Genomic DNA, 26,359 nt, shown 5'->3' with positions numbered 1-26,359 from the left:
GCGCCCCGACACCCCCCGCGCGGTGTCGGTTCCCGGCGCAAGGCTGAGGATACGTCGATCCTCGATCACATGTGAGTCGAACGACTGAAATTGGTCCGTCCGGGATGTCGGCGAGCTCGGCGACACCTCGGATCCGACAGGGGCGAGGACCAAAGGCCCTGTCTTCGAAGCCCCGTCTGCACCGACCATGTAGGTGGCGGCATCACGTCTTGCGGACCACCTCACCGGACATCAGGAGGCGGACATGCTGAGGTTCCTCGCCCGTGAGCTACACAGCTGGCGATTCATGCATGCCTCGTCGAACGGTCTCGTCCGGGCCGGAGATCGGTTGGAAACCACCGTGCTGTCGGCACTTTCGCTGGCCGCACTCGCCGGTTTGATGGTGGCCCTGACCGTCGGCGGTGACACCTATGCCGCCCACCGGGCCGCGGCCGCCGAGCAGAGTCCGCGGCATTCGGTCAGCACGACGGTGGTCCGCGCACCCGAGAGGGAGGGCGACGACACCACGGTGGCGTGGAAGGGCCCCGACGGTCGCCGACTCACCGCGACGGTCCCCGCGGACCGCCTCGACTCGCCCGGCCGGGTCCGGATCGTCTGGATCGACGACGCCGGGGCGGTGGTTCCGCCTCCGCTCACCAACGCCGACGCGGTGGTCGAAGGCATCGTCGCCGGAGCCGCCGTGGCGATGCTCGTGGCGCTCGGCTGGTGGGGCGCGAGTGCACTCGTCCGCGCCGCCGCTGATCGTCACCGCTCCCGGCGTTGGGACGCCGCGTGGCGCGACCTCGACGTCGGCAGCCATCACTGACCGAACTCCGCCGGACCCGGGGTTCGCGTTCAGAGTTCGTTCTGCACGACCATCACCGGACATGGCGCCACCTGGACGACCGCTTGACTGACCGAACCCAGCAGCAGTCCTCGGAAGCCGCCGCGCCCCCGGGTCCCGAGGACGACGAGTCGCGCCGACTCCGCGGCGTCGGCGATGTCGGCTGCCGGTGCACCGATCGCCACTCGCTTCTCGACCCGCACGTCGGGAAAGTCCTCCGCGTGACCGGCGAGCTGTTCACCCAGCATGGCCTCGGCCTCGTCGCGCAACTGTCGGATGACCTGCTGCCCCTGGCCGTGGAATGCGGCGCCCGAGAACCCCCCGAAGCTGTGCACCGCCAGCAGCGACGTGCCCAGCGGATCGGCTTGACGAAACGCATGAGCGATCGCGGCGTGAGACGTCGGCGAGCCGTCGACCCCCACGACCACCGGACCCGTGTCCGGCGCCGGACCCCCGACCAGCACGACAGGACACTGCGCGTTCGCCGCAGCATCGGTGCTCACCGAGCCGAGGAGCAATCCCCGTACACCCCCGAGTCCCCGCCGGCCGACGACCAGCATGTGCGCCTGCGCCGACGCATGCCGTAGCGCCAGCGCAGGCGACCCGAGGACGATCTCACCGTCCACCGCGGCCACGATTGGTGCGGAGGGATCTGTCGATGAGCCGATCATCGCGGCCTCCAAGGTCGTTCTCTTCGGTGTCGCCATTTCTGGATGGCGCAGCACCCCCATCGTCACCGCGGCGGCGACGAAAAGGCATGGGGCCGGACGTCACCGGCCGAGTGCCGAAGGTCCCGGCACGAACTCCTCAGCCGCTGACGACCGCCCAGATGACGAACGCCACCCAGGCGACGGCGCCCAGGATGTTGATGACGAGGGCCGTCGTGGTGAGGGCGTCGCGGCGGCCACCGGCGCGGGTGATCCCCACGACCGTCAGCACCAGACCGATGATCGTGCCGAGGCACAACGGGAAACCGAGGATCCCCACCACGAGACCCGCCAACCCGTAGGCATTGACCTTCTCCGGCGCGCTTCCCTCCGAAAACGGTTGCGCAGCAGCGGGAACGGCCGCGGGAGGAAGTGGTCCCGGCTGGGGGTGCGCGAGGTAGGGCTGCTGCGGCGCCGGGGTGTGCGGCGGGACCGGGGTGTGCGCCGCCGGAGCGGTGTACCGGGGCTGCACCGGTGAGACCACCGCCGGCTCGCGGTGGAGTCGGGGCCACTGGTCGGGGCGGAGGTCGACGGGACCGATGGCCGCGAAGACCACACCGGGCTGTGCGACGACGCCCGCACGCAGGTCCAATCCGTGTACCGTGCCGGCGACCGGCGCATCGATCGTGACCCGTCCCGCCGAGGACTCGACGGTGGCCAGTGGCTCGCCCGCGCCGACGACCTGCCCGCTGCGCGCCGCGACACCCGAGACGACCGCGCCCGCGGGCAACGCCGGGAACGCGATCCGTCGCGCCGTCGTCTCGGCACTTGCCGTCTCGACGTCCCCGCCGGGTACGACGTTGGTGGATCGCAGGAGACCGCCCTGCGCGACGACCACCTTGGGATCGCCGATCCGGGCGACGCGACCGACTGACGACAACGCCGACTGCAACAGCGGGATGCTGCTCGTCCCGCCGGTCACATAGACGGTGACCGCACCCGTCGGCCCCGATCCGGCCGCATCGGCGCGGGCGATGGCGTCCCGTGTCAGCTCGACGGCCCGGTCGACGAAGGGCCCGATCATGGACTCGAATTCGCGCCTCGTCAGGAGAAGGGTGTGTCGGGTTCCGGGCAGTTCGATGACGGCCTGTGCGGTGTCGGACAGTGCTTCCTTGGCCGCCCGCACATGGTCGGCCAGCGCGATGGCCGCCGCCGGTGTGCGCAGTTGCCGGGGAAGGTCGGGATCGAGCTCGGCGGCCTCGTCGTGCACCCAGCGGATCATCCGGGCATCGAGATCCCGTCCGCCGAGGTGGTTGTCGCCGCCCGAACCGGTCACGGTGAAGCCGCCGCCACCGTCGCGGACGAGCACCGCGACGTCGCACGTGCCCGCTCCGAAGTCGAACACACACATGCGTTCGTCACCGCTGACGTCGTGCCCGCGGTAGACGTAATACCAGGCCGCGGCGAGCGATTCGGAGGCCAGGCGGAGCCGGTCGGCACCGAATCCCGCACGTTCGGCGGCACGTCGCAGCACCCCCTTGCGGCGTTCGCTCCACCGGTCCGGGTGGGTCAGGACGATCGAGTCGAAGCCGACGGACCCGCTGTGCCGCAACGCGACCCGGTGCACGTGGCGCAGGACGGCCCCGATGAGATCCTCGACGGGCCAGAACCGGTCGCCCAGTTCGATCTCCCCGTCGTCGATGCGCGACTTCGGGGTGTCCTCGAAGGCGTCGGGAGCTTGCAGGCGCCGGACCACCGCATCGTGGCCGACGACGATGGCCCTGTCGTCGGCGAACACGGCCGAGGGCATGGCCGGGCCGCTCGGACCCAGCGGGACGATCACCGGCTCGCCCACCCCGATGCGGTACGCGGCCGCGGTGTTACTGGTGCCGAAGTCGATACACAGTCGCCGTCTGCTCTCCTGTGTCACGCGGTCACCTCCTCAGCTGCAGATCGTCGCACATCAAACGCGTGTTCATCCGGTGGGCGCCCGGAGAATCCGAGCGACGGCCTTGCGGACATTGTCGACCGCGATGATCTGGTTCCGCAGGTCGGCGGCCGTCTTCTCCCGCTCGGCGGCTGACTTCTTCGACTCGGCCACGGCGTCGTTCACGATCTTCGTCGATTCGGCCAGCAGACGCTCGAGCAACTCGTCGTAGGCGATCTGCAGGTCGCCACTGGCCTGGGCCTTGATCGACTGCAGCTGCGACCGTACGTCGGCCTTCATGTCGTTGACCGCCTTGGTGAGCCACTTCCGGTGGTTCTCCTTGCCCACCTTCGACGCGCGGAATCCGACGACGACACCGGCCCAGACGGGCACGGCCACCACGTTGACCACGGGGATGATGGCCAGCGGGCCACCCGCGGCGACGATGGACAGCAGGATGGGGTCGACCATGTTCTTCCACGGCGAGATCTTCTCCTGCTCACGCAGTTTCAGGTCACCGGCGCCGCCTGCGATACGGTCGACGAGTTCCGACGAGATCGCGGCGTCGGCGAACAGCGCGTCGGCGATCCGCTCGATGCCGGCCACGAACGACGCACTCACCTCCCTCGCGGCCGCCTCGAGGTCGACGGTCATCTGCGCGATGAGTTCCTGACCCGCGCGGTGCGGCTCGTAGAAGCGGAGTCTGTCGATCCGCGTCGACCACTGGCCGAGCAAGCTATCGAACCGATCTCGCATGAGGTCGTCGGTTCGCAACGACGCCGCCGTGATGTCCTGGGTGAGGCGCGCCCGCCATTCCCGGCGGCGATCCTTGAGGCGTTGCAACCGATCTCGTTCGGCTTCGATGTCGGCGCGTTCGGCAGGGGTGGCGGTCGAGGCCTTCATCTCCAGAACGAGTCGCGCGCGGACGTCGTCGAGTCCGGCGAAGGTCAACTGCAGCGCGTTGCGTACCGGCGAGGCCGCCCCCTCGCGCACGAGGGGGGTCAGGGCGTCGACGAGTTCGGGGATGCCCGACGCGGCGAGGGCACGCTGCCGGCGGTCGGGGTCGTCGATGGCGCCGGCCTGTTCGGCGATGCGGTTGGAGACGCCGATGATCGGGATGTGCGCGAAGCGAGGTGCGTTGGCGCCGATCAGTTGTCGGTTCTCGGCCACGACCGTCCGCCACTGCCGCATCACCAGATCGGTCTTGGTGACGACGAGGACCACGGAAGCGATCTCCTCGCCGACGCTGCGCAAGAAGTCGAGTTCCGGTGCGCTCAGGGGCGCCGTCGCGTCGCACACCATCACCAGGACCGACGCCCCGCGGGCCGCGCTCACCGCGGCTTCGACGTGTTCGGGGACCAGTGAGCCGACCCCCGGGGTGTCGACGACCGTGACACCCGGCAACAGCGGCGACGCCACTCCCACGCGCGCCGAGACCGGCGGCACCAGAACGGAATCGACCGGCGTGCCCGGTGCGAGCCGCTCCGCGGGAACCCCGGCCGCGAACCGGCCGCCGACGGTGACCCAGTCGGCGAGTTCGGTGGCGGGGATGCGGTGCGTGGCGCCGGGGAATTCGACGAGGGCGGTTCCGGCCGGCAGGTCATCGGTGGCGGGGGTGAACCGCACGTAGACCGACGTCGTGATCTCGGTGTCGACAGGTGCCAGCCCACTCACCCCGACGAGCGTGTTGACGAGTGAACTCTTGCCTCGACTGACCTCTCCGATGACCACGACCGTGCCCTGCGGCGCCGGGCTCTCGCGGACGCGGAGCGCACGGTCGGCGATGGCGTCCTCACCGTGTTTGCGCAACATCTCCACCGCGGTGCGCAACACCGCGTCGGGGGTGGGCGTCGCGGCCTTGGCCGGTTCCTTCGACAGTTTGTCCGTCATGAGGTCCACGCTCCGCGTCGCACCAGCTGGAAGGTCTGTTCGAGCACCAGCAGGGCCTCTCGTTCCGCCGAGGTCGCGGCGAAGGCCCGTCGGGAACGGCAGTCGGCGGCACGAGCGCGTGCGGCGTCGACGATCTGGGCGGGCGCGACGTTCGGCGGCAGCGACAACAGCACGCGCACATCTCGACTCGCCACCACCCGATTCAGTTCGCCGACCAGGTCGCTGTCCGGTTGCCAGCGGGCGAGGGCCTCGAGCGCGCCGACCTCACGGAGCCGGTGCAGCGGCGGAGACGTCTCGGCCTCCTCGATGGCCTCCAGGAAGTGCTCACGTCGCACACTCCGGTAGGCCGCGTCGCGCAGTTCGGCGAGTACGGTGCGCGCCTTGAGGACATCACCCACCGCGAGAAAGCGCCGACCGATGGCGAGCCGTAGCTCGTCGATGCCCGAAACCCGATGCAGCCAATCGCAATACGCCCGCGCCCCCTGCCGGGCGACCTCGGCGCCGGCATCCAGGGCATAGGTGCCGACGAGATCCTCGAGCCGACCGAGCTCGTCGACGTCGACGCCCGGCGGCGCGGGCGCCCCACCGTCGAGGATGGTCAGCAGCTCCCACGGTTCGAGCTGTCCGCGCCGCGAGATCTGTGCGGTCTCGCGTTCGGTGACCCCGCAGACACCCGCCTCGGCCATCAACCCCGACACCGCGACCACCGCCCCCGCGATCGCCGGGAACCGACGCCACACCCGGCGAGCGATCTCCTGCGCCTTGAGCATCGGATTGTCGGCGGCGATGAGGTCGGCCTGCGAGATCACCAGGATGGTGTTCTGCGCCGACGCCCCGGAGCCGGTCAGGAACTCCACCTCGTCGGCCTTGGGTCCGGCGGCGTCGTCGAGCAGGAACAAGATGACGTCGGGGCGGGGCAGTCGGCCGTCCCGCCCCGTGCCGGTCCGGCCGAACACTCGACGGGTGGCCGTCTCCGCGGTGTCGGTGAATCCCGACAGGCCCGGGGTGTCGATGACCTGGAAACGCTCACGAAGCAGGCGCGACGGGGTGTGGACGATCGCGTGGTCGATCTCCTCGGGTGGGCGTCCGAGGTCGCCGCGCATCGGTCCCGGCAGTTCGGTGACGGTCCCGTCGAGTCCGACGACCTCCACCCGTTGCGGGGTGCCCTCGGTGTACAGGGCGGCGACCCGGGTGCACTCGGCGCGATCGGTGGGAGCGACGCGGTCGCCGACGAGGGCGTTGAGCAGCGTCGACTTGCCGGAGCTGACACGCCCGACGAGCGCGACGGTCAGCGGTTGGGCCATCTGACCGCGGAGCGCGTCGATGATCGCGGGGTCGGACGACAGCGGCGCGACGTCGGCGAGCAACTGCTCCACGCGCCGCCGCACCGTCATGCGTTGCTCCACGCGATCGCCCTCCCGCAACTTTCTCGGACCCGGCGGGAACATTCCGGGTTCGCCGCGACTCCTAGGTACGTGACGGGAATTCTCCACCTTCGTCGACGCCACGGCAGTCGACCGGATGACAGTATCCGTGTCGACCACCCGCGCGTCCCTGTTCTGAATGACCCTGTTCTGAATGACCCTGTCCTTGATGAACCTGTCCTTGATGACCCGGTCCGGAATGGCCCGGGTGCGAACCACCCCGACGCCACGAGAGGCGGACGATCATGACCGACGACTTCGACGACTGGTTGCGCGACAACGACCCGCCGGGTGACCTGGCGGTCCCCGACGCCGCATGGGATTCCGCAGTCGAGACGGCCTTCGACCCGTCGTACGATCTCCCGACCGATCTCACCGCAGCAGCCGGGCCGGACCCGCTCGACGAGGAGTTCGGTGGGGATCTCGAGGGGGTCGCCGGGGTCGACGGTGTCGACGGTGTCGACGGTGTCGACGGTGTCGACGACTCCCCCATCGACGACGGCACCATCGAGGACGCTGGCATCTTCGGCGCCGACATCTTCGGGGCCGACGACGATGTCACCGACGAGGTGTCGTTCGAGGAGACGACGCCCGATGACGATTTCTGAGCCGTTTCGCCCCCACCACCAGGACTTTCGACACCCGAGGCGCATCGGATCCGACGACGGGCTGACCCTCCCGAACCCCCGCCCTACGATGAGCGGGTGCATTCGTTGATCGACGAATCCTCCTCCGGCGCAGACCTGCTCGAGCGTGCTCGCGCCGGCGACCAGGCCGCGTTCACCACCCTCGTCGAGCAACATCGGGATCGTCTGTGGGCCATCTGCTTACGCATCACCGGCAACCAGCCCGACGCCGAAGACGCCATGCAGGACGCATTGGTCGCGGCGTGGCGGGCCATCGGCGGTTTCCGTGGTGACGCGCAACTGTCGACATGGCTGTACCGCATCGGTTCGAATGCCGCTCTCGCACGCATCCGCAAGCGATCCGACACCGACGACATCGCCGATCACGACCCGATGAGCAACCTGGACGTCGCCGCGCAGGTCGTCGTGTCCGACCGGGTCGCCGAGGCCCTGGCGCAGGTACCCGACGCCTACCGGGCGACCTTCGTGCTGCGCGTGTACGGCGAACTCAGCTACTCCGAGATCGCCGAGGCGCAGGGCATCGGGCTGCAGACCGTGCGCAGCCGGATCTCGCGCGCGCGGTCCATCTTGTCCGAATTGCTTGCAGACCTTCGATAGTCGCGTCCCGACCGTGGTCGTCGCCCGGGTGAATGACCTCACCGCGACTTCGGAACGGACGGGAACAAACCCCGGCACGCTCGACTCCAAATAACCAGAACCGCACACGCCGCCCCCGGCACCCTCTCCCGAAAGGACCCCACCATGAGCACCGAGATCCCCGCCGACGCCGTTCTCGTCGACACCGATGGCGACGGCATCGTCGACGCCGCACTCACCGACGTCGACGGCGACGGCACCACCGACGCCGTCCTCGACACCGACGGCGACGGCCAGGCCGACTCCATCGCCTACGACACCAACGCCGACGGCGAGATCGACATCATCGAAGCCGACACCGACGCCGACGGGTACACCGACATCGCCGTCGCCGACACCGATGCCGACGGCACCTTCGACACCGCCGTCGACGACGAGGGCAACGTCGAGGTCGGCGACTTCGGCAGCATCGACGGCGGCGACGCCGTCTGACCCCACCCGCACATCCATAGCCCGAAGCCGCGGTCACCGCGGCTTCGGGCTATAAAACGGTGTGGGAACGATCGGCGGAATCGAATTCGCGGTACCGGTGTGGGCCACCGCCACCGCGCTGGTACTGGTCCTGGTGGTCTCGTGGGTGTTCGGCCTCGTCGCCCGGTGGTCGCTGCGCAGACGCGCTCGGCTCGACGCCACGACGGCGATGGTGCTGTCGATCCTCGGCACCGCGCTCGGCCTCTACATCGCCGGGCTCGTCGACAAGCACCTCCGGGTGTGGAGCCTGACGACGGTGCTGCTGGGACTCATCAGCTCGGTCGTCGCGGTCGGCGCCTACGGCCTGCTCGCGGCGCGGTTGCAGCGGCAGTCCAATGCCACTGTCGCCCAACTGCTCTCCGACGGCGAGTCCGACCGGCTCGAGTTCAAGTCGACCGCACGCGTCAACCTGCGCAACGGGGAGAAGGACCCCCGCATGGAGCAGGTGATCGTCAAGACGGTGTCGGCCTTCCTCAACTCCGACGGCGGGACACTGCTCATCGGGGTCGCCGACGACGGCACGCCCCTCGGTCTCGATCCCGACTTCGGGACTCTGAAGGTGCCCGACGCCGACCGCTTCGAACTGTGGCTGCGTGATCTCCTGACCACCACGCTCGGGCAGAACACCGCGGCGGCAGTCGGGATCGTCGTCGAACCGGTCGCCCGGCCCGGGGAGGCAGGGACGGTTCCGGTGTGCCGCGTGACGTGCTCGCCGTCGCCGCGACCGGTGTACCTGCGGGCCGGGAAGAACAACCCACCCGAGTTCTGGGTGCGCGCGGGCAATTCCACCCGCCAGCTCACCGTCGACGCCGCCGCCGACTACGTCATGCACCGCTGGCCCCTCGGTACCGGACGCGCGATCGCAGCCCAGGTCCGCGCCGCCGTCCGCTTCTCGGCCGGCTGAAATCTCGTCCACCTCAGCGGGCCCGAAGGGCAAACTGCCCACCGGTACCCGTCAGATGGACGAGAAATCAGCGGCATCGGCCGGACCGGATGAAACCGGGTGCCGGTTCGCTGCGTCCAAGCAGACATGACCTCGGACTGTGGCGTCTTCACGCTGAACGAACTGACCGCGATGGGCTGGACGGCGGATGACGTCAAGAAAGCTCGGCGCGGTGGAACCCTGACCCCTATCGGTTACGGCGGGTGGGACGAGGTTCTCGACGAGATCCGCGCGCTGACTCGCCCTGATCGGCACCGCATCCGTCGACGCGCAGACACGAGACGCACGGACCCTTCGTGACGGCCCTCCGCAGGCGCCGGGCGGCGTCCTCAGGGGGCGCCGGGCGACCCATCGTCGAATAAGGACCGAAACTGTCCGCATCTCCTGCGACAGTGGAACCACACCACAACCCCAGGAGGAATCGTGAACTGGACACTCGAGCTCGTCATCCTGCCGGTCAGCGACGTCGACCGCGCGAAGGACTTCTACTCGAAGATCGGCTTCAACGTCGACCACGACCACGTCGTCTCCGACGAGATCCGCTTCGTCCAGATCACCCCGCCCGGGTCCGCATGCTCCATCGCCTTCGGCAAGGGGCTCACCGACGCCGAACCCGGGTCGGTGAAGGGTCTGCAGATCGTCGTCACCGACATCAACGAGGCTCGCGAACAACTGCTCGCGGCGGGCGTCGACCCCGGCGAGGTCGACGAGCAGGCCTGGGGCCACTTCGTGTACTTCGCCGATCCGGATGGCAATTCCTGGTCCGTGCAGTACATGCCCTACCGCCAGAACTGACCCGACGGGATCTCGTAGCGACAATGCGGACATAGCGCGCATTGTCGCTACGAAATCCCGGGTGGTTACGGTGGGATATGCGCTCCCCCATCGAGGACTACCTCGAACGTGTCCTGCACGAATGCCGCGACGACGACGGCGGTGAGGTGGCGGCGGGCAATCGCGAACTGGAGCAGGCGGATCCGTCGTCGTTCGGGATTGCCTTGGCCACCATCGACGGCACCGTGTACACCGCGGGCGACGCCGACCACGAGTTCTCTCTGCAGTCCATCTCCAAGGTCCCGGCCTACGCGCTTGCCCTGCGCGACCGCGGACTCGACGCGGTTCTCGACCGCGTCGACACCGAACCGTCGGGTGACGCGTTCAACGAGATCTCACTCGAAGCCGAGACGGGGCGGCCGCGCAACGCGCTCATCAACGCCGGGGCCGTCGCCATCCACGGCATGGTCGACGGCTCCGACGCCACCGATCGCGTCGACCGCATCATCGACCTGGTGAGTACCCTCGCCGGGCGGAAGCTGTCCGTCGACAAGAAGGTGCACCGCGCCGAGCTCGCCTCCGACGACCACAACACCGCCCTGGCCTACCTCCTGCGCTCGGCAGGCAAACTCGACTGCGAACCCGACGAGGTGGTCGACGGGTATGCGGCGCAATGTGCGATCGGGGTGTCGTGCCGCGATCTCGCGGTCATGGGATCGGTTCTGGCGAACGGCGGCCTGTCGACCGACAGCGACGAACGACTGCTCGACAGCTGGATCACCCGTCATGTGCTGTCGGTGATGGCCACCTGCGGTATGTACGACGGCAGCGGCAGCTGGATGGCGACCGTCGGGATACCCGCGAAAAGCGGTGTCAGCGGCGGCATCCTGGGCGTGTTACCCGGTCAGGTCGGCCTCGCGGTGTGGTCCCCGCAGCTCGACGAACAGGGCAACAGCGTTCGAGGTGTCGCCGTGTTCGAACGGCTGTCCCGCGACATGGAACTGCACATGATGCACGTCGCGCCCACCGGCCGTCCCGCGCTGCGGTCGGTGTCCGAGCGGGACGGAACGACGATGGTCGAACTGCAGGGAGACGTCCGGTTCGCCGGAGCGGAAATCGTCGCGAGCCGCGCCTGCGAGGGCTTCGACACCGACTCGGTGGTCCTCGACCTGACTCACGTGCGGGTGATGGACGACGCCGCGCGCCGACTGATCGGCGAGGTGGTCCGCCGTCTCGGCGACGATCACGACGTCAGGATCGAGGACCCCAGCCACCTCATGGACTCCGACAACCGGTAGGTCATCGACTCCCCCGCCCGGCCGGCGTCGTCAGCTCGCGCCGTTTCGCCAGCGGCGGCATCCCGAACCACCGCCGCGAGCTGCGGGTCAGCGTGCTCTGCTCGGAGTACCCGATCTGCCGCGCGACCGCGCCGAGCGGAACGCCCTTGTTGGCCAGCAGGGAGACGGCCAGGTCGCGGCGCGCGTCGTCGACCAGCTGCTCGAAGGTGGTCCCGCTGTCGGCGAGTCCCCGTTGCACGGCGCGGGGATGCATCATCAGCAGTCGAGCCACCGCGTCCAACGTGGCGGCGCCGGCCGGCAGCGCCCGCACGATGAGCTGCGACACCGCGTCGACGAAGGCCGTCTCACGGTCGTGGCCCGTCATGAACCGGATGGCCACGTCATAGGCCAGGGCGTCGACCCGCCGCAACGTCTGTTGCATCACCCCGCGCGGGAACACCACCAGGTTGGCCGGGGCCTCGAAGTCGACCGGACAGCCGAAGTACTCGGCGTACACCCGCGGCTCCGACATGGCGGGGTGCGTCAGCGTGATCCGGTTCGCACGGAAGTCGTGCCCCAGGGTCATCTGGAACGTCGAGCGGGTGACGCCCATCGCGAGTTCGACGACGTGCGGGCGGTAGGGCACCCGCTTGAGCACCGTGTCGAACTCGTAGGCGACCTCGCGTTCGCCGTAGTGCAGCTGCGCGGTGATTGCCGGGCTGTACACGTGCGCGAACTCGGTGACCTGCCTGAAGGAGTCGCCGATGGTCTCGGCGTTGCGGGCCGCGATCGCCACCGGCCCGAGAATGTCGGGGTCCTGCCGGGCGGCCAGTCGAAGACCGAAGTCGGGCACACCGAACTCGGCGGCGCACAGGCCGATGATCGTGGACAGCGCGGTGAACGGCACGAACCGGTCGTAGGCCCCGACCACAGCCGGGTCGATGCCGACGCGCGCCAGCATCGAGCGGGCGTCGCCGTCGAACTCCTCGATGAGTTCGGGCAATTGACTGAGCGACGATGCGCAGATCAGGTCGGCCATGGCACCAACTGTCAAATAGTCGTCATGAGATGTCAAGAAATCCGCCGGTACAAGGAGTGATCATGGACACACACGGCCGGACGCTCGACGGCTGACACAGCAAGGAGTACGCCGATGACCACCATCGAATCCGTTCGCACGAGTTTCTACATCGACGGCGGCTGGCGCGCGCCGACCGGTTCGGCGACGATCCCGGTCATCTCACCACTCACCGAGGAGGAGTTCGGCTCGGTTCCGGAGGCGACCACCGCCGACGTCGACGCCGCCGTGGCAGCCGCCCGGACCGCCTTCCGGTCATCGGGCTGGCGCGACCTGTCCCCCGCCGACCGCGCCGCCCATCTGCGCCGGTTCGCCGACGAGCTCGACAAGCGCGCGGAGGATCGGGCCACCGCGGTCACCGCGGAGAACGGCATGCCGATCGCCCTGTCGCGGTTCGCCGAGGGCGCCGCGCCGGTTCAGTTGCTGCGCTACTACGCCGACCTCGTCGAGTCGACCCCGGTGGAGGAGACGCGCACCAGCCAGCCGTTGCCCGGTTCGACGATCGTGCGTCGCGAGGCCATCGGCGTCGTCGGGGCGATCGCGCCGTGGAACTTCCCCGCGATCCTCTCGATGTTCAAGATCGCTCCCGCGCTGGCCGCCGGCTGCACCGTGGTCCTCAAGCCCTCCCCCGAGACGAGCCTCGACGCCTACGTCCTCGCCGAGGCGGCCATCGCCGCCGAACTGCCCGCCGGCGTCCTCAACATCGTCAACGGCGGCAGCGAGATCGGCCGCCACCTGGTGTCGCACCCGCACGTCGACAAGGTCGCGTTCACCGGCTCGACCCCGGCCGGTCGCGAGATCGGCCGTGTCTGTGGCGAACTCATCCGCCCGGTGACCCTCGAACTCGGCGGCAAGTCCGCCGCCCTGGTGCTCGACGACGCCGACCTGGAGCAGACCGTCGGTGGCCTCGCCACCGCATCGCTGCTGAACACCGGTCAGACCTGCTACATGTCCACCCGAATCCTGGTGCCCGGCAGCCGCTATGACGAGTACCTCGACGCCATCAGTGCGATGTGTGCATCGCTGCCGGTCGGCGACCCGATGGACGAGTCCGTGGCGGTGGGTCCGCTCGCCAGTGGTCGGCACCGCGACCGCGTGCTGGCGATGATCAACAGCGCTCGCGAGGAGGGCGGCACCATCACCACCGGCGGCAGCCGACCGTCCGATCTGGACCGCGGGTTCTTCGTCGAGCCCACCGTCTTCGGCGGTGTGGACAACTCGGCCACCATCGCCCGCGAGGAGGTCTTCGGACCGGTGCTCACCGTCCTGCGCTACGACGACCTCGACGATGCCATCGGCCTGGCCAACGACTCGTCGTACGGGCTCGGTGGAACGGTGTGGACGTCGGACCCCGACCGCGGCGTCGACGTCGCCCGCCGCGTCGAGACCGGCTCGTTCGGCGTCAACTACTTCAACCTCGACTGGGGTTCGCCGTTCGGCGGCGTGAAGGCCAGCGGGATCGGTCGTGAACTCGGCCCCGAGGGACTGGCCGCCTACCAGAACCTCAAGTCGATCTTCCTGCCGGGCTGAGCACGCCTCTCCCCGCATACCTCTTCTCACATCACCTCTTCCACATCACTTTTCAAGGAGGCGATCGGCCATGTCCGATGCCGGAGTCACCGCCGCCAAGGCGCTGGTGAACGACACTCTCGCCCTGCTCGACCGGCTCACGCCCGCCGACTGGGCGGCCGACAGCGCGTGCCACGGATGGCGCGTACACGACGTCGTCACCCACATGGGGTTCTTCTTCAACTTCATCGCCGACCCCAACTTGGTCTTCCCCGACAATCCGAGCGGAAAGTCCGAGCGGCTCAACGACGCCGCGGTGCGCGAGCGCGCCGACTGGACGTCAGCGCAGGCCGTCGACTACTACCGCGCACAATCAGAAGCGGGCCTGGCCACCCTGTCGGCGCTGCAGGGCGAGGACCTGCGGGACCAGCCGTTGGACATGCTCGACCTGGGCACCTACCGGTTGCGTCAGCTCAGCGACGCTGTCGCCTTCGATCACCTGGTGCACCTGACCAGCGACCTGATGCAACCGTTCGGTCCGCTGGATTCCGCCGAGCTGTCGGTGAGCGCGGCCATCGACCCCGCCATCGACTGGATGATCGCCGGCCTGCCGCAGATGAACGGCGCCGCACTGTATCCCACGCTCGAGCGGCCCATCGGTCTGCGCCTGACCGGCGCGACCGACCGCTCGTTCGTCCTCGACCGCGACACCGCCGGCACCATCGTCACCGTCCGCGAGACCACCGACCTCCCGGCCGACGTCGCCACGTCCTCGGCCACCGATTTCCTGCGCTGGGGCACTACCCGCAGCGCCTGGCGGTCGGCGGTCACCATCAGCGGCGACCGTCAGCACGTCGCCGGCGTCCTCGACGCCGTCGACATCGTCTAGTCACCGCGAATTACTCTCCCGCAATCCATTTGCCCACTGAACGGAGTACACCCATGTCCGAATACCTGAAGGACAAGGTCATCGTCATCACCGGAGCCGGTAGCGGCTTCGGCAAGCTCATCGCGGAGAAGACCGCCGCGGCCGGTGCCCATGTCGTCGGGGTCGACGTCAACGCCGACAACGTCAACACCGTCGTCGAGGGCATCCGCGCGGCCGGCGGCTCGGCGCTGGCCCAGGTCGCCGACGTCACCGACATGGAGCAGGTCGCCGCGGCCGCCGCTGCCACCGTCGAGAAGTTCGGCGCCATCGACGTGCTCGTGAACAACGCAGGCGTCATGCCGCTGGCCTACTTCGCCGATCACGCACGCGCATGGCAGAAGTGGCACGCCGCCATCGACATCAACATCAAGGGCGTCGTCAACGGCATCTCGGCGGTCTACGACCAGATGATCGCCCAGGGTCGCGGCCAGGTCGTCAACATCTCGTCGATCTACGGCAACGCGGGCATCGAGGGTTCGGGCGTGTACAGCGCGACGAAGGCCGCGGTCACCACCATCTCGGACTCGCTGCGCATCGAGGCCAAGGGCAAGATCAAGGTCACCACCGTCAAGCCCACCGGCATCACCGGCACCAACCTCGCCAGCTGGATCGTCAACGACACCGCGATCATGGGCCTCGTCGGACAGCGCGCCGCCTCGTACGGCGAGCACGTCACCGCCCTTCTGAACGACGACCTGCCCGCCGAACTCACCGACGTCGACTCCATCAAGTACTGGTTGATCAAGCCCGACGACCTCGCCGACGCCGTCGTTCACGTCATCGACCAGCCCTGGGGCATCAGCCTGTCCGACGTCACCGTGCGCGCCAGCGGCGAGGACTACCTGTACTAGATCGACCGACCCCGCTCATGCACGAGGAGTGTTGATGTACCCCGGAGCCCACCTCTCCACCCGACCCAACGATCCCGCCGTCATCATGGCCGATGGGAGCGAGACGGTCACGTTTACGCAGTTGGAGACCCGGTCCATCCAGGTCGCCCGGGCCCTGGCCGACCGCGGCCTGCGCCCGGGCGACCACCTCGCAGTGCTCGCCACCAACACCGCCCGGATCTTCGACATCTACTGGGCGGCAATGCGTTCAGGTCTCTACCTGACCATGGTGAACTGGCACCTCACCGCGGCCGAGAGCGCCTACATCGTGACCGACTGCGGCGCCAAGGCACTGATCGTCGACGCCGCGCTCGCCGACCTCGGTGCCGAGCTCATCCCGCTCACCCCCGGTGTCGAGACGCGCTTCGCGTACTCCGGACCGATCGACGGTCACGACGACCTCGACGCCGCCGCGTCGACGCAGCCGACCGAGCCGCCGGCAGACCAGCCGCGCGGCGCGGACATGCTCTATTCGTCGGGAACCACGGGCCGCCCCAAGGGCATCAAGCCCGAGCTGCCCAACCGGCAGATCGACGAGCCGGGCGACACCATGACAGCGATGAACGCCTCGGTGTGGGGCGTCGGACCCGACACCGTGTACCTGTCGCCCGCGCCGTTGTATCACGCTGCGCCGCTTCGGACCTGCGCATCGGTGCAGGCGCTCGGCGGCACCGTCGTCGTGATGGAGCGGTTCGACGCCGAACGCGCGCTCGCGCTCATCGAAGAGCATCGCGTCACCTACAGCCAGTGGGTGCCGACGATGTTCGTCCGCATGCTCCGCCTGCCCGAGGAGGTGCGCGCCCGGTATGACACCTCGAGCCTGAAGGTCGCGGTACACGCCGCGGCACCGTGTCCCATCGACGTCAAGCGGGCCATGATCGACTGGTGGGGCCCGATCCTCTCCGAGTACTACTCGTCCACCGAGCTCAACGGCCTCACCATCGTCGACACACCGGAATGGCTCGAACATCCGGGGACGGTGGGCCGGGCGGTGCTGGGCACGATCCGGGTCTGTGATGCCGCCGGCGCCGAGGTGCCCGCCGGCACCATCGGCACGATCTACTTCGAGCGGGACGCGCTTCCGTTCGAGTATCACAACGACCCCGAGAAGACCCGCGCCGCACAGCATCCCGACCACCCCACCTGGACGACGACCGGCGACGTCGGCTACGTCGACGATGAGGGTCACCTCTTCCTCACCGATCGGGACTCGTTCCTGATCATCTCGGGCGGGGTCAACATCTACCCGCGGGAAATCGAGGACGCACTGCTCGCCCACCCGTCGGTACTCGACGCCGCCGTCATCGGCGTGCCCGACCCCGATCTCGGCGAACGGGTGACGGCCGTCGTGCAACCCGTCGAAGGCCGGAGCGGGGACGACGACCTCGCCGATGCGCTCCTGGACCATCTGCGCCCGCGCATCGCGAAGTTCAAGCTGCCCCGCGAGGTGATCTTCCGGGACACGTTGCCGCGCACGCCGACCGGAAAGCTCGTGAAGCGCAAGCTCTGAGCTCTGCCCCTTCGAGGCTCGTCGCTATCGCTCCTCACACCTCAGGGACCAGATGGGGTTGGGAGAATCTCTGCTCCTCAGGGAGCGGTTAAAACACCGTCCCCGACATCCGGCCGGTCCTAGACTGGCCGGATGTCCGGGAGATGGATCCGCTGGTTCCTGATCGCAACGCTTGCGGCGATGGTGCTCGTCGGCGTCACGCCACCAGCGGCACCAGCCGCGCCCGGCACCGGCGCGCCGATCGTCGAGTCGTCGGCCATCGTCACCGAATGCGCGGGCAAGCCTGTCCGGGTCCCGGCCCGCTGGTACTTCCCACCCGGGCAGCCATCGGCGCTCGTCTGGCTGCAACACGGCTTCTCTCGCACGGCAGCCAACCTCGACGCCGTGGCCCGTGCGTACGCCGACGCCGGGTTCCTGGTCGTGAGCCCGACATTGGACTCGGTCAACCTTGGCGGGTGCGCGGTCGCGTACAACATCGCCGACAACGCGGCGTTCGCCCGAACGATCGGTGGGGTGTTCGGGTCGGGTCGCGACCTCGACAGCCCACTGGCGAACAGCCTTGTGCGCGCCCGAGACGCCGCCGGACGAGCCGACGTGACGATGCCCTATCGGATGATCTTCTCGGGGCATTCGGCCGGCGGAGAGTTCGTCGTGGTGGCCGCCGACGCGCTCCGCCGCGCAGACCCGGTCGCCTACCGCCGGCTCGCCGGGCTCATGCTGTTCGACCCCGTGAACTCGTTCTTCGGAGTCAACTTCGCCTCCGCCGCTGAATCTCTGGGCGCCGACCGGCTTCCCATCCGGGTGATCGCGTCGCAACCGTCGGTCTCCAACAACTTCGGGCAGGGCGTATCCGCCCTACAACGGACGACGCGGCAGGCGTTCCTGGGCTCGCGGCTGGTCACCGGAATTCACATCGACGCCGAAGGCGAGTCGACCGATGTGATCGGCGAACTGTCCGGTCTCGCCGCACCGCGTCCGCGCAACGGCCGGGTCCTCCGGACCCTGGCCACCGGCTGGTCGTCGGACATGGTGGCCGACTCCGTCACCGCGACCTACTACCCCGGCGGCCGCTACTACGACCTGCTGCTCGACACCCGCACCGTCACCACACTTCCCGTGCGCTGACGCCTGAAGCCCAACCGACTCGGTGGCCCGGAACGACGCACAGTCAACGAGAACCGATGCACAGTCGACGAAAAATGACGCACAGTCGACGGAAAACGACGCACGGTCGACGAGAACGACGCGGCCCCCGCACTCGCGAGGAGTGCGGGGGCCGCGTCGTTGTACTCGCGCCTACCGGTAGTCGTTGGAGAACCCGTAGTCGTCCAGCGGCACCGCAGCACCGGCGGGAGCACCGAAGGTGCCGTCCGGGCTGTAGTAGGTGTCGTCGTAGGACGGCACCGCGTACGCCGCGGCACGTGCCTCTTCGGTCGGCTGAACCTGGATGTTGCGATAGCGGTTGATACCGGTACCGGCCGGGATCAACTTACCGATGATCACGTTCTCCTTCAGACCGATCAGCTTGTCGCTGCGGCTGTTGATCGCCGCGTCGGTCAGGACACGCGTGGTCTCCTGGAACGACGCCGCCGACAGCCACGACTCGGTCGCCAGCGAGGCCTTGGTGATACCCATCAGCACCGGACGTCCGGCGGCGGGCTCGCCACCCTCGGTCACGACCTGACGGTTGGCCGCCTCGAACTCGGCGCGCTCGACGAGCGAACCGGGCAGGAACTCGGTCGAACCGTGGTCGATGATCGTCACGCGACGCAGCATCTGACGCACGATGGTCTCGATGTGCTTGTCGTGGATCGACACACCCTGGCTGCGGTAGACCTCCTGGACCTCGTTGACCAGGTGGATCTGCACCTGACGGGGACCCATGACGCGGAGCACCTCGTGCGGGTTGGCCGAGCCCTCCATGAGCTGCTGGCCGACCTCGACGTGGTCACCGTCGGCGAGGAGCCGCTCGGAACCGTCGTCGTGCTTGAACACACGCAGACGCTGACGCTTCGAGATCTTGTCGATGACAACCTCTTCCGAACCATCGTCCGGGATGAGGGTGATCTTGTAGAAGCGGTCGTCGTCCTCGAGGCGCACTCGGCCCGAGACCTCCGCGATCGGCGCGACGCCCTTGGGGACGCGAGCCTCGAAGAGCTCCTGGACACGCGGCAGACCACCGGTGATGTCGTCACCGACGCCACCCTGGTGGAACGTACGCATCGTCAGCTGGGTACCGGGCTCACCGATCGACTGGGCCGCGATGATACCGACGGCCTCGCCGATGTCGACGAGCTTGCCGGTGGCCATCGAACGGCCGTAGCACATCGCACACACACCGGTGCCGGTCCCACAGGTCAGGACCGAACGGACCTTGACCTGCGTGATGCCGGCGGCCAGCAGTGCCTCGATGGCCGGGTCGCCCAGGTCGTGACCGCGCTCGACGATGACGTTGCCGTCGGCGTCGACCGCGTCCTGCGCCAGCGTGCGGGCGTAGGTCGAGGTCTCGACATGTGCGTCACGGATGAGCGAGCCGTCGGCCTGCTTCTCCGCGATCGTCGTGGTGATGCCACGCTCCGTGCCACAGTCGGTCTCACGCACGATGACGTCCTGCGAGACGTCCACCAGACGACGGGTCAGGTAACCCGAGTCGGCGGTACGAAGCGCGGTGTCGGCCAGACCCTTACGGGCGCCGTGCGTGTTGATGAAGTACTCGGCGACGGTCAGACCCTCGCGGAACGAGGACTTGATCGGACGCGGGATGAACTCACCCTTCGGGTTGGTCACCAGACCCTTCATGCCCGCGAGCGAGCGGATCTGGGTCATGTTGCCCGCCGCGCCCGACTTCACGATCATCGGGATCGGGTTGTCATCCGGGTAGTGCGCCTCCATGGCCGCACCGACCTCTTCGGTCGCCTGCTTCCAGATCTCGACCAGCGAGTCACGACGCTCGTCCGGGGTGAGGGCACCGCGCTGGAACTTGCGCTCCAGACCGTCGGCCCGCTCCTCGTACTTGTCGAGGATCTCGGCCTTCTGCGGCGGCACGAGCACGTCGGCCATCGAGATGGTGACGCCCGAACGGGTGGCCCAGTAGAAGCCGACGTCCTTCAGCTTGTCGACGGTCTGGGCGACCACGATCATCGGGTAGCGCTCGGCGAGATCGTTGATGATCACGGCCTGACGCTTCTTCGGCATCTGCTCGTTGACGAACGGGTACTGCACCGGCAGCAGCTCGTTGAACAGCACACGACCCAGCGTGGTCTCGATGTCCCACGCCTGACCGTACTTCCAGCCATCCGGGAACTGCTCGGCCTCGATCTCGGCGGGCGGACGCTGATCGGTCAGCCGCACCTTGATCTTCGAACGCACGGTGAGCGCACCACGATCGACGGCCATGATGGCCTCCGACGGGTTCGAGTAGACGCCACGCTCGACGTCGTCGCCCGAAGCCGGGGTGTACTCGCCGATCGCACCCTCCTGGAGGGTGGTCAGGTAGTACAGACCGGTCACCATGTCCAGACGCGGCATGGCGAGCGGACGGCCCGACGCCGGCGACAGGATGTTGTTCGACGACAGCATCAGGATGCGTGCCTCGGCCTGCGCCTCCGCCGACAGCGGGAGGTGCACGGCCATCTGGTCACCGTCGAAGTCGGCGTTGAAGGCCTCACACACCAGCGGGTGCAGCTGAATGGCCTTGCCCTCCACCAGCTGCGGCTCGAAGGCCTGGATGCCCAGGCGGTGCAGCGTCGGAGCACGGTTCAGCAGCACCGGGTGCTCGGAGATGACCTCTTCGAGGACATCCCACACCGCGGGACGCTGACGCTCGACCATGCGCTTGGCGGACTTGATGTTCTGTGCCTGGTTCAGGTCGACCAGACGCTTCATCACGAACGGCTTGAACAGCTCGAGAGCCATCAGCTTCGGCAGACCGCACTGGTGCAGCTTGAGCTGCGGACCGACGACGATGACCGAACGGCCCGAGTAGTCGACGCGCTTGCCGAGCAGGTTCTGACGGAAACGACCCTGCTTGCCCTTGAGCAGATCGCTGAGCGACTTCAGCGGACGGTTGCCCGGTCCGGTGACCGGGCGGCCGCGACGACCGTTGTCGAACAGTGCGTCGACCGACTCCTGCAGCATCCGCTTCTCGTTGTTCACGATGATCTCGGGAGCACCGAGATCGATCAGACGCTTGAGGCGGTTGTTGCGGTTGATGACGCGGCGGTACAGGTCGTTCAGGTCGGAGGTCGCGAAGCGGCCACCGTCGAGCTGCACCATCGGACGCAGCTCCGGCGGGATCACCGGCACGGCGTCGAGGACCATGCCCAGCGGCGAGTTGCCCGACTGCTGGAACGCCGCGACGACCTTGAGTCGCTTGAGCGCACGCAGCTTCTTCTGACCCTTGCCGCTGCGGATGGTCTCGCGCAGCGACTCGGCCTCGGCGTCGATGTCGAAGGTCTCGAGGAGCTTCTTGATCGCCTCGGCACCCATCGAACCCTGGAAGTACTCGCCGTAGCGCTCTTCGAGCTGACGGTAGAGCTTCTCGTCGATGATGAGGTCGCCCAGGCTGAGCTTGACGAACTTGTCCCAGATCTCCTCGAGACCGTCCAGCTCACGCTGGGCGGCGTCGCGCATACGACGCATCTCGCGCTCGGCACCGTCACGCACCTTGCGGCGCACGTCGGCCTTGGCGCCTTCGGCCTCGAGCTCGGCGAGATCCTGCTCGAGCTTCTGCTGACGCTCGTTCAGGTCGGCGTCGCGCTGATCGGCGACAGCCTTCTTCTCGACCTCCATCTCCGCCTCGAGCGTCGAGAGCTCGTTGTGACGGAGCTCGTCGTCGACCGCGGTGATGACGTAGGCGGCGAAGTAGATGATCTTCTCGAGATCCTTCGGCGCCAGGTCGAGCAGGTAGCCCAGCCGGCTCGGCACACCCTTGAAGTACCAGATGTGCGTGACCGGGGCGGCCAGCTCGATGTGGCCCATGCGCTCACGGCGCACCTTGGCCTTGGTCACCTCGACGCCGCAGCGCTCACAGATGATGCCCTTGAAGCGGACGCGCTTGTACTTGCCGCAGTAGCACTCCCAGTCACGGGTCGGGCCGAAGATCTTCTCGCAGAACAGGCCGTCCTTCTCCGGCTTGAGCGTGCGGTAGTTGATCGTCTCCGGCTTCTTGACCTCACCGTATGACCAGTTGTGGATGTCGTCGGCCGTCGCCAGGCCGATCTTCAGTTCGTCGAAAAAGTTGACGTCGAGCACTTGTTACCTTTCCAGAGCTCTGTTGTCAGTGGGCACGGGCGCCGGGTGTGAAGCCGGCGCCCGGCCCGAGGTGGTGAGGGTCAGTTGGCGAGATCGTCGACCGTGGCCGACTCGTTGCGCGACAGGTTGATACCGAGGTTGGCAGCTGCGCGCTCCAGGTCCTCGTCGTCGGTGTCGTGCATCTCGATGGCGGCACCGTCGGAGGAGAGCACCTCGACGTTCAGGCACAGCGACTGAAGTTCCTTCAGCAGCACCTTGAACGACTCGGGGATACCCGGCTCCGGGATGTTCTCGCCCTTGACGATCGCCTCGTAGACCTTCACGCGGCCGACCACGTCGTCCGACTTGATCGTGAGCAGTTCCTGCAGCGTGTAGGCCGCGCCGTAGGCCTGCATGGCCCAGCACTCCATCTCACCGAAACGCTGACCACCGAACTGCGCCTTACCACCGAGCGGCTGCTGGGTGATCATCGAGTACGGACCGGTCGAACGCGCGTGGATCTTGTCGTCGACCAGGTGGTGCAGCTTGATGATGTACATGTAGCCGACCGACACGGGGTACGGGAACGGCTCGCCGGAACGACCGTCGAACAGCGTCGCCTTGCCGTCGCCGTTCACCATGACCTCGCCGTCGCGGTTGGGCAGCGTCGAGGACAGCAGTCCCGTCAGCTCCTCCTCGCGAGCGCCGTCGAACACCGGGGTGGCGGTGTTGGTGTCGGGCTCCGCCGAGTACATGTCCTCGGGCAGACGCGACGCCCACTCCGGCACACCCTCGGCCACGTTGATGTTCCAACCGGCCTTGGCGACCCACCCGAGGTGGGTCTCCAGGATCTGGCCGATGTTCATACGACGCGGGACACCGTGGGTGTTCAGGATGATGTCGACGGGAGTGCCGTCGGGCAGGAACGGCATGTCCTCCTGCGGGAGGATCTTGCCGATGACGCCCTTGTTGCCGTGACGGCCGGCGAGCTTGTCGCCGTCCTGGATCTTCCGCTTCTGGGCCACGTACACGCGGACCAGCTCGTTGACGCCGGGAGCCAGATCGTCGTCGTCCTCGCGGCTGAACACGCGCACGCCGATGACCTTGCCGGTCTCGCCGTGGGGCACCTTCAGCGAGGTGTCGCGGACCTCACGGGCCTTCTCACCGAAGATCGCACGCAGCAGACGCTCTTCCGGGGTCAGCTCGGTCTCGCCCTTCGGCGTGACCTTGCCGACCAGGATGTCGCCGTCGCGGACCTCGGCACCGATACGCACGATGCCGCGCTCGTCGAGATCGGCGAGCACCTCGTCGGAGACGTTCGGGATGTCCCGGGTGATCTCCTCGGCACCGAGCTTGGTGTCGCGGGCGTCGATCTCGTGCTCCTCGATGTGGATCGAGGTGAGCACGTCCTCTTCGACGAGACGCTGGCTCAGGATGATCGCGTCCTCGTAGTTGTGACCCTCCCACGGCATGATCGCCACGAGCAGGTTCTTGCCGAGCGCCATCTCACCGTTCTCGGTGCAGGGGCCGTCGGCGAGGACCTGGCCGGACTCCACGCGCTGACCCTCGTCCACGATCGGACGCTGGTTGGCACAGGTGCCGTGGTTGGACCGCGCGAACTTGCGCATCCGGTAGGTGTCACGAGTGCCCTCGTCGGACATGACCGTGATGTAGTCGGCCGAGACCTCTTCCACCACACCGGTCTTCGTCGAGACGATGACGTCTCCGGCGTCGACGGCGGCACGCAGCTCCATGCCGGTACCGACCAGCGGCGACTCGTTGCGCACCAGTGGCACGGCCTGACGCTGCATGTTCGCACCCATCAGGGCGCGGTTCGCGTCGTCGTGCTCGAGGAACGGGATCATCGCGGTCGCGACGGACACCATCTGACGCGGCGAGACGTCGAGGTACTCGACGTCGGTCGAACCGACGAACTCGACCTCGGAGCCCTTCTTGCGCACCAGGACACGTTCGTCGGTGATGCGGCCGCTGCCGTCGAAGTTGGTGTTCGCCTGTCCGATGAGGAAGCGATCCTCCTCGTCGGCGGTCATGTACTGGATCTCGTCGGTGACGACACCGTCGACGACCTTGCGGTACGGGGTCTCGATGAAGCCGAACGGGTTGACCCGTGCGTACACCGAGAGCGAACCGATCAGACCGATGTTCGGACCTTCAGGGGTCTCGATCGGGCACATGCGGCCGTAGTGCGACGGGTGCACGTCGCGCACCTCGAGGCCGGCGCGTTCACGGCTCAGACCACCCGGGCCCAGCGCCGACAGGCGACGCTTGTGGGTCAGACCCGACAGCGGGTTGTTCTGGTCCATGAACTGCGACAGCTGGCTGGTTCCGAAGAACTCCTTGATCGCCGCCACGACGGGACGGATGTTGATCAGGGTCTGCGGGGTGATCGCCTCGACGTCCTGGGTGGTCATGCGCTCACGCACGACACGCTCCATACGCGAGAGGCCCACGCGGATCTGGTTCTGGATCAGCTCGCCGACGGTACGCAGGCGACGGTTGCCGAAGTGGTCGATGTCGTCGACCTCGACGGGCACCTCGACGCCACCGGGGACGGTCATGTAGGTGGTGGTGTGCGGGTCGGCCTCGTGCAGACGCACCAGGTACTCGACCGTGGCGATGATGTCCTCGCGGGTCAGGGTCGACTCGCCGACCATCGGGTTGCCCGTCAGGCCCAGCTTCTTGTTGACCTTGTAACGGCCCACGCGGGCGAGGTCGTAACGCTTGTCCTTGAAGAACAGGTTCTCCAGGAGGTTCTCCGCGGACTCCTTGGTCGGCGGCTCACCCGGACGCAGCTTGCGGTAGACCTCGAGCAGCGCCTCGTCCTGGTTTCCGGTGTTGTCCTTCTCCAGGGTCGACATCATGATCTCGGAGAACCCGAAGCGCTCGGTGATCTCCTCGGCGGTGAAGCCGAGGGCCTTGAGCAGCACGGTGACGGGCTGGCGGCGCTTGCGGTCGATACGCACACCCACGGTGTCGCGCTTGTCGACGTCGAACTCGAGCCACGCACCGCGACCCGGGATCACCTTGACGGTGTGCAGGGTCTTCTCGGTGGTCTTGTCGATCGACGCGTCGAAGTACACGCCGGGGCTGCGGACCAGCTGGCTCACCACGACACGCTCGGTGCCGTTGATGATGAAGCTGCCCTTTTCGGTCATGATCGGGAAGTCGCCCATGAAGACGGTCTGCGACTTGATCTCGCCGGTGTTGTTGTTGATGAACTCCGCGGTGACGAACAGCGGCGCCGCGTAGGTCATGTCCTTGTCCTTGCACTCCTCTTCGGAGGCCTTGACCTCGTCGAAGTGGGGCTCGGAGAAGGACAGCGACATCGAACCGGAGAAGTCCTCGATCGGGGACAGCTCGTGGAGGATGTCCTCGAGGCCACCCGTGGGGTTCTCGTCGCCGCGGGCGATCGCCTTGGCGCGCCACTCCGGCGAACCGACGAGCCATTCGAACGAATCGAGTTGGAGGTCGAGGAGGCCCGGAACCTCCAGCGGCTCACTGATCTTTGCAAACGACGCGCGATGCGGCGCGCCGGGGATTGTTGAGGTGGACTGGCGGTTGACTGCCAAGATGCGTCCTTCCAACACGACGTTATTCACAACCTAGATGTGCAGTACGTGGCTTGATGGGCCGTTCGCTGGTGACACCCTGGGATCGGCGATCACCGCAGCACACACGTCTAGGAGTGGCCGAAGAAGGATCGATAGATGGACAGGAGGCAGCCAGCGCAAC

General features: G+C 67.7%; 20 protein-coding genes. 13 read left to right on the top strand and 7 right to left on the bottom strand.

Annotation, left to right across the window (positions count from 1 at the left end):
• Window positions 1–244: 244 nt before the first annotated feature.
• A complete protein-coding gene (locus tag MAY35_RS12180; RefSeq protein ID WP_238421546.1) occupies window positions 245–805 on the top strand; it encodes a hypothetical protein in 561 nt (186 codons plus the stop codon).
• A 29-nt stretch (window positions 806–834) separates the two neighbouring features.
• Here MAY35_RS12180 and MAY35_RS12175 read toward each other — a convergent pair whose 3' ends face one another.
• The 4 genes from MAY35_RS12175 to MAY35_RS12160 all read right to left on the bottom strand — a co-directional run bounded on the left by MAY35_RS12175 (window position 835) and on the right by MAY35_RS12160 (window position 6,681).
• Complete coding sequence (locus tag MAY35_RS12175) at window positions 835–1,494, bottom strand: universal stress protein (RefSeq protein WP_281063132.1); 660 nt, start codon at window positions 1,492–1,494, stop codon at window positions 835–837.
• 136 nt (window positions 1,495–1,630) lie between these two features.
• Window positions 1,631–3,400, bottom strand: coding sequence for an Hsp70 family protein (locus tag MAY35_RS12170; RefSeq protein WP_238421545.1), 1,770 nt, complete (start codon window positions 3,398–3,400; stop codon window positions 1,631–1,633).
• Between the two features lie 45 nt (window positions 3,401–3,445).
• The gene (locus MAY35_RS12165) at window positions 3,446–5,287 is read right to left on the bottom strand and encodes a dynamin family protein (RefSeq protein ID WP_238421544.1); all 1,842 of its coding nucleotides are present in this window, start codon (window positions 5,285–5,287) and stop codon (window positions 3,446–3,448) included.
• On the bottom strand, window positions 5,284–6,681 hold the full coding sequence (locus tag MAY35_RS12160; protein WP_238421543.1) for a dynamin family protein: 1,398 nt from the start codon (window positions 6,679–6,681) through the stop codon (window positions 5,284–5,286). Before MAY35_RS12160 ends, MAY35_RS12165 begins: the two co-directional genes overlap by 4 nt.
• A 275-nt stretch (window positions 6,682–6,956) precedes the next feature.
• On the opposite strand from MAY35_RS12160, the gene MAY35_RS12155 reads away from it, so the two are divergent.
• The 7 genes from MAY35_RS12155 to glsA all read left to right on the top strand — a co-directional run bounded on the left by MAY35_RS12155 (window position 6,957) and on the right by glsA (window position 11,480).
• A complete protein-coding gene (locus MAY35_RS12155; RefSeq protein WP_238421542.1) occupies window positions 6,957–7,319 on the top strand; it encodes a hypothetical protein in 363 nt (120 codons plus the stop codon).
• A 96-nt stretch (window positions 7,320–7,415) separates the two neighbouring features.
• A complete protein-coding gene (locus MAY35_RS12150) occupies window positions 7,416–7,955 on the top strand; it encodes an RNA polymerase sigma factor (protein WP_238421541.1) in 540 nt (179 codons plus the stop codon).
• A gap of 144 nt (window positions 7,956–8,099) precedes the next feature.
• A complete protein-coding gene (locus tag MAY35_RS12145) occupies window positions 8,100–8,426 on the top strand; it encodes a hypothetical protein (RefSeq protein ID WP_238421540.1) in 327 nt (108 codons plus the stop codon).
• Between the two features lie 61 nt (window positions 8,427–8,487).
• Window positions 8,488–9,369, top strand: coding sequence for a helix-turn-helix domain-containing protein (locus MAY35_RS12140; protein ID WP_238421539.1), 882 nt, complete (start codon window positions 8,488–8,490; stop codon window positions 9,367–9,369).
• Window positions 9,370–9,495: 126 nt separating this feature from the next.
• A complete protein-coding gene (locus MAY35_RS12135) occupies window positions 9,496–9,708 on the top strand; it encodes a hypothetical protein (protein ID WP_238421538.1) in 213 nt (70 codons plus the stop codon).
• Between the two features lie 123 nt (window positions 9,709–9,831).
• The gene (locus MAY35_RS12130) at window positions 9,832–10,203 is read left to right on the top strand and encodes a VOC family protein (protein WP_004023387.1); all 372 of its coding nucleotides are present in this window, start codon (window positions 9,832–9,834) and stop codon (window positions 10,201–10,203) included.
• 77 nt (window positions 10,204–10,280) lie between these two features.
• On the top strand, window positions 10,281–11,480 hold the full coding sequence (gene glsA, locus MAY35_RS12125; RefSeq protein WP_238421537.1) for a glutaminase A: 1,200 nt from the start codon (window positions 10,281–10,283) through the stop codon (window positions 11,478–11,480).
• A gap of 1 nt (window position 11,481) precedes the next feature.
• On the opposite strand, the gene MAY35_RS12120 is transcribed toward glsA, so the two are convergent.
• A complete protein-coding gene (locus MAY35_RS12120; RefSeq protein WP_238421536.1) occupies window positions 11,482–12,498 on the bottom strand; it encodes an AraC family transcriptional regulator in 1,017 nt (338 codons plus the stop codon).
• A 114-nt stretch (window positions 12,499–12,612) separates the two neighbouring features.
• Here MAY35_RS12120 and MAY35_RS12115 point away from each other — a divergent pair, with 114 nt between their 5' ends.
• The 5 genes from MAY35_RS12115 to MAY35_RS12095 all read left to right on the top strand — a co-directional run bounded on the left by MAY35_RS12115 (window position 12,613) and on the right by MAY35_RS12095 (window position 18,499).
• Entirely contained in the window at window positions 12,613–14,067 is a 1,455-nt protein-coding gene (locus MAY35_RS12115; protein ID WP_238421535.1) for an aldehyde dehydrogenase, read from the top strand.
• A gap of 70 nt (window positions 14,068–14,137) precedes the next feature.
• Window positions 14,138–14,935: a maleylpyruvate isomerase N-terminal domain-containing protein gene (locus MAY35_RS12110; protein ID WP_238421534.1), complete on the top strand. Its 798-nt coding sequence runs from the start codon at window positions 14,138–14,140 to the stop codon at window positions 14,933–14,935.
• 53 nt (window positions 14,936–14,988) lie between these two features.
• A complete protein-coding gene (locus MAY35_RS12105) occupies window positions 14,989–15,825 on the top strand; it encodes an SDR family oxidoreductase (RefSeq protein ID WP_238421533.1) in 837 nt (278 codons plus the stop codon).
• 34 nt (window positions 15,826–15,859) lie between these two features.
• A complete protein-coding gene (locus tag MAY35_RS12100; protein WP_238421532.1) occupies window positions 15,860–17,374 on the top strand; it encodes an acyl-CoA synthetase in 1,515 nt (504 codons plus the stop codon).
• 132 nt (window positions 17,375–17,506) lie between these two features.
• Window positions 17,507–18,499 carry an alpha/beta hydrolase gene (locus MAY35_RS12095; protein WP_238421531.1) on the top strand — a complete coding sequence of 331 codons (993 nt, stop codon included), beginning with the start codon at window positions 17,507–17,509 and terminating at the stop codon, window positions 18,497–18,499.
• 171 nt (window positions 18,500–18,670) lie between these two features.
• Here the strand turns inward: MAY35_RS12095 and MAY35_RS12090 are convergent, their stop codons facing one another.
• The gene (locus MAY35_RS12090; RefSeq protein WP_238421530.1) at window positions 18,671–22,627 is read right to left on the bottom strand and encodes a DNA-directed RNA polymerase subunit beta'; all 3,957 of its coding nucleotides are present in this window, start codon (window positions 22,625–22,627) and stop codon (window positions 18,671–18,673) included.
• 80 nt (window positions 22,628–22,707) lie between these two features.
• Window positions 22,708–26,214 carry a DNA-directed RNA polymerase subunit beta gene (locus MAY35_RS12085; protein ID WP_238421529.1) on the bottom strand — a complete coding sequence of 1,169 codons (3,507 nt, stop codon included), beginning with the start codon at window positions 26,212–26,214 and terminating at the stop codon, window positions 22,708–22,710.
• Between the last annotated feature and the right edge of the window lie 145 nt (window positions 26,215–26,359).

It is taken from the genome of Gordonia sp. 'Campus' (genome assembly GCF_022206305.1).
Classification (GTDB): domain Bacteria; phylum Actinomycetota; class Actinomycetes; order Mycobacteriales; family Mycobacteriaceae; genus Gordonia.
The sequence above is the reverse complement of the archived record's forward strand: the minus strand, read 5'-3'. Positions and strand labels throughout refer to the sequence as shown.

Excerpts from the sequence above, each read along its gene's own strand:
- MAY35_RS12180 (WP_238421546.1), top strand. The coding sequence starts at position 245 with ATGCTGAGGTTCCTCGCCCGTGAGCTACACAGCTGGCGATTCATGCAT.
- MAY35_RS12175 (WP_281063132.1), bottom strand. The coding sequence starts at position 1,494 with ATGATCGGCTCATCGACAGATCCCTCCGCACCAATCGTGGCCGCGGTG.
- MAY35_RS12165 (WP_238421544.1), bottom strand. The coding sequence starts at position 5,287 with ATGACGGACAAACTGTCGAAGGAACCGGCCAAGGCCGCGACGCCCACC.
- MAY35_RS12160 (WP_238421543.1), bottom strand. The coding sequence starts at position 6,681 with ATGACGGTGCGGCGGCGCGTGGAGCAGTTGCTCGCCGACGTCGCGCCG.
- MAY35_RS12155 (WP_238421542.1), top strand. The coding sequence starts at position 6,957 with ATGACCGACGACTTCGACGACTGGTTGCGCGACAACGACCCGCCGGGT.
- MAY35_RS12145 (WP_238421540.1), top strand. The coding sequence starts at position 8,100 with ATGAGCACCGAGATCCCCGCCGACGCCGTTCTCGTCGACACCGATGGC.
- MAY35_RS12135 (WP_238421538.1), top strand. The coding sequence starts at position 9,496 with ATGACCTCGGACTGTGGCGTCTTCACGCTGAACGAACTGACCGCGATG.
- glsA (WP_238421537.1), top strand. The coding sequence starts at position 10,281 with ATGCGCTCCCCCATCGAGGACTACCTCGAACGTGTCCTGCACGAATGC.
- MAY35_RS12120 (WP_238421536.1), bottom strand. The coding sequence starts at position 12,498 with ATGGCCGACCTGATCTGCGCATCGTCGCTCAGTCAATTGCCCGAACTC.
- MAY35_RS12115 (WP_238421535.1), top strand. The coding sequence starts at position 12,613 with ATGACCACCATCGAATCCGTTCGCACGAGTTTCTACATCGACGGCGGC.
- MAY35_RS12110 (WP_238421534.1), top strand. The coding sequence starts at position 14,138 with ATGTCCGATGCCGGAGTCACCGCCGCCAAGGCGCTGGTGAACGACACT.
- MAY35_RS12105 (WP_238421533.1), top strand. The coding sequence starts at position 14,989 with ATGTCCGAATACCTGAAGGACAAGGTCATCGTCATCACCGGAGCCGGT.
- MAY35_RS12100 (WP_238421532.1), top strand. The coding sequence starts at position 15,860 with ATGTACCCCGGAGCCCACCTCTCCACCCGACCCAACGATCCCGCCGTC.
- MAY35_RS12095 (WP_238421531.1), top strand. The coding sequence starts at position 17,507 with ATGTCCGGGAGATGGATCCGCTGGTTCCTGATCGCAACGCTTGCGGCG.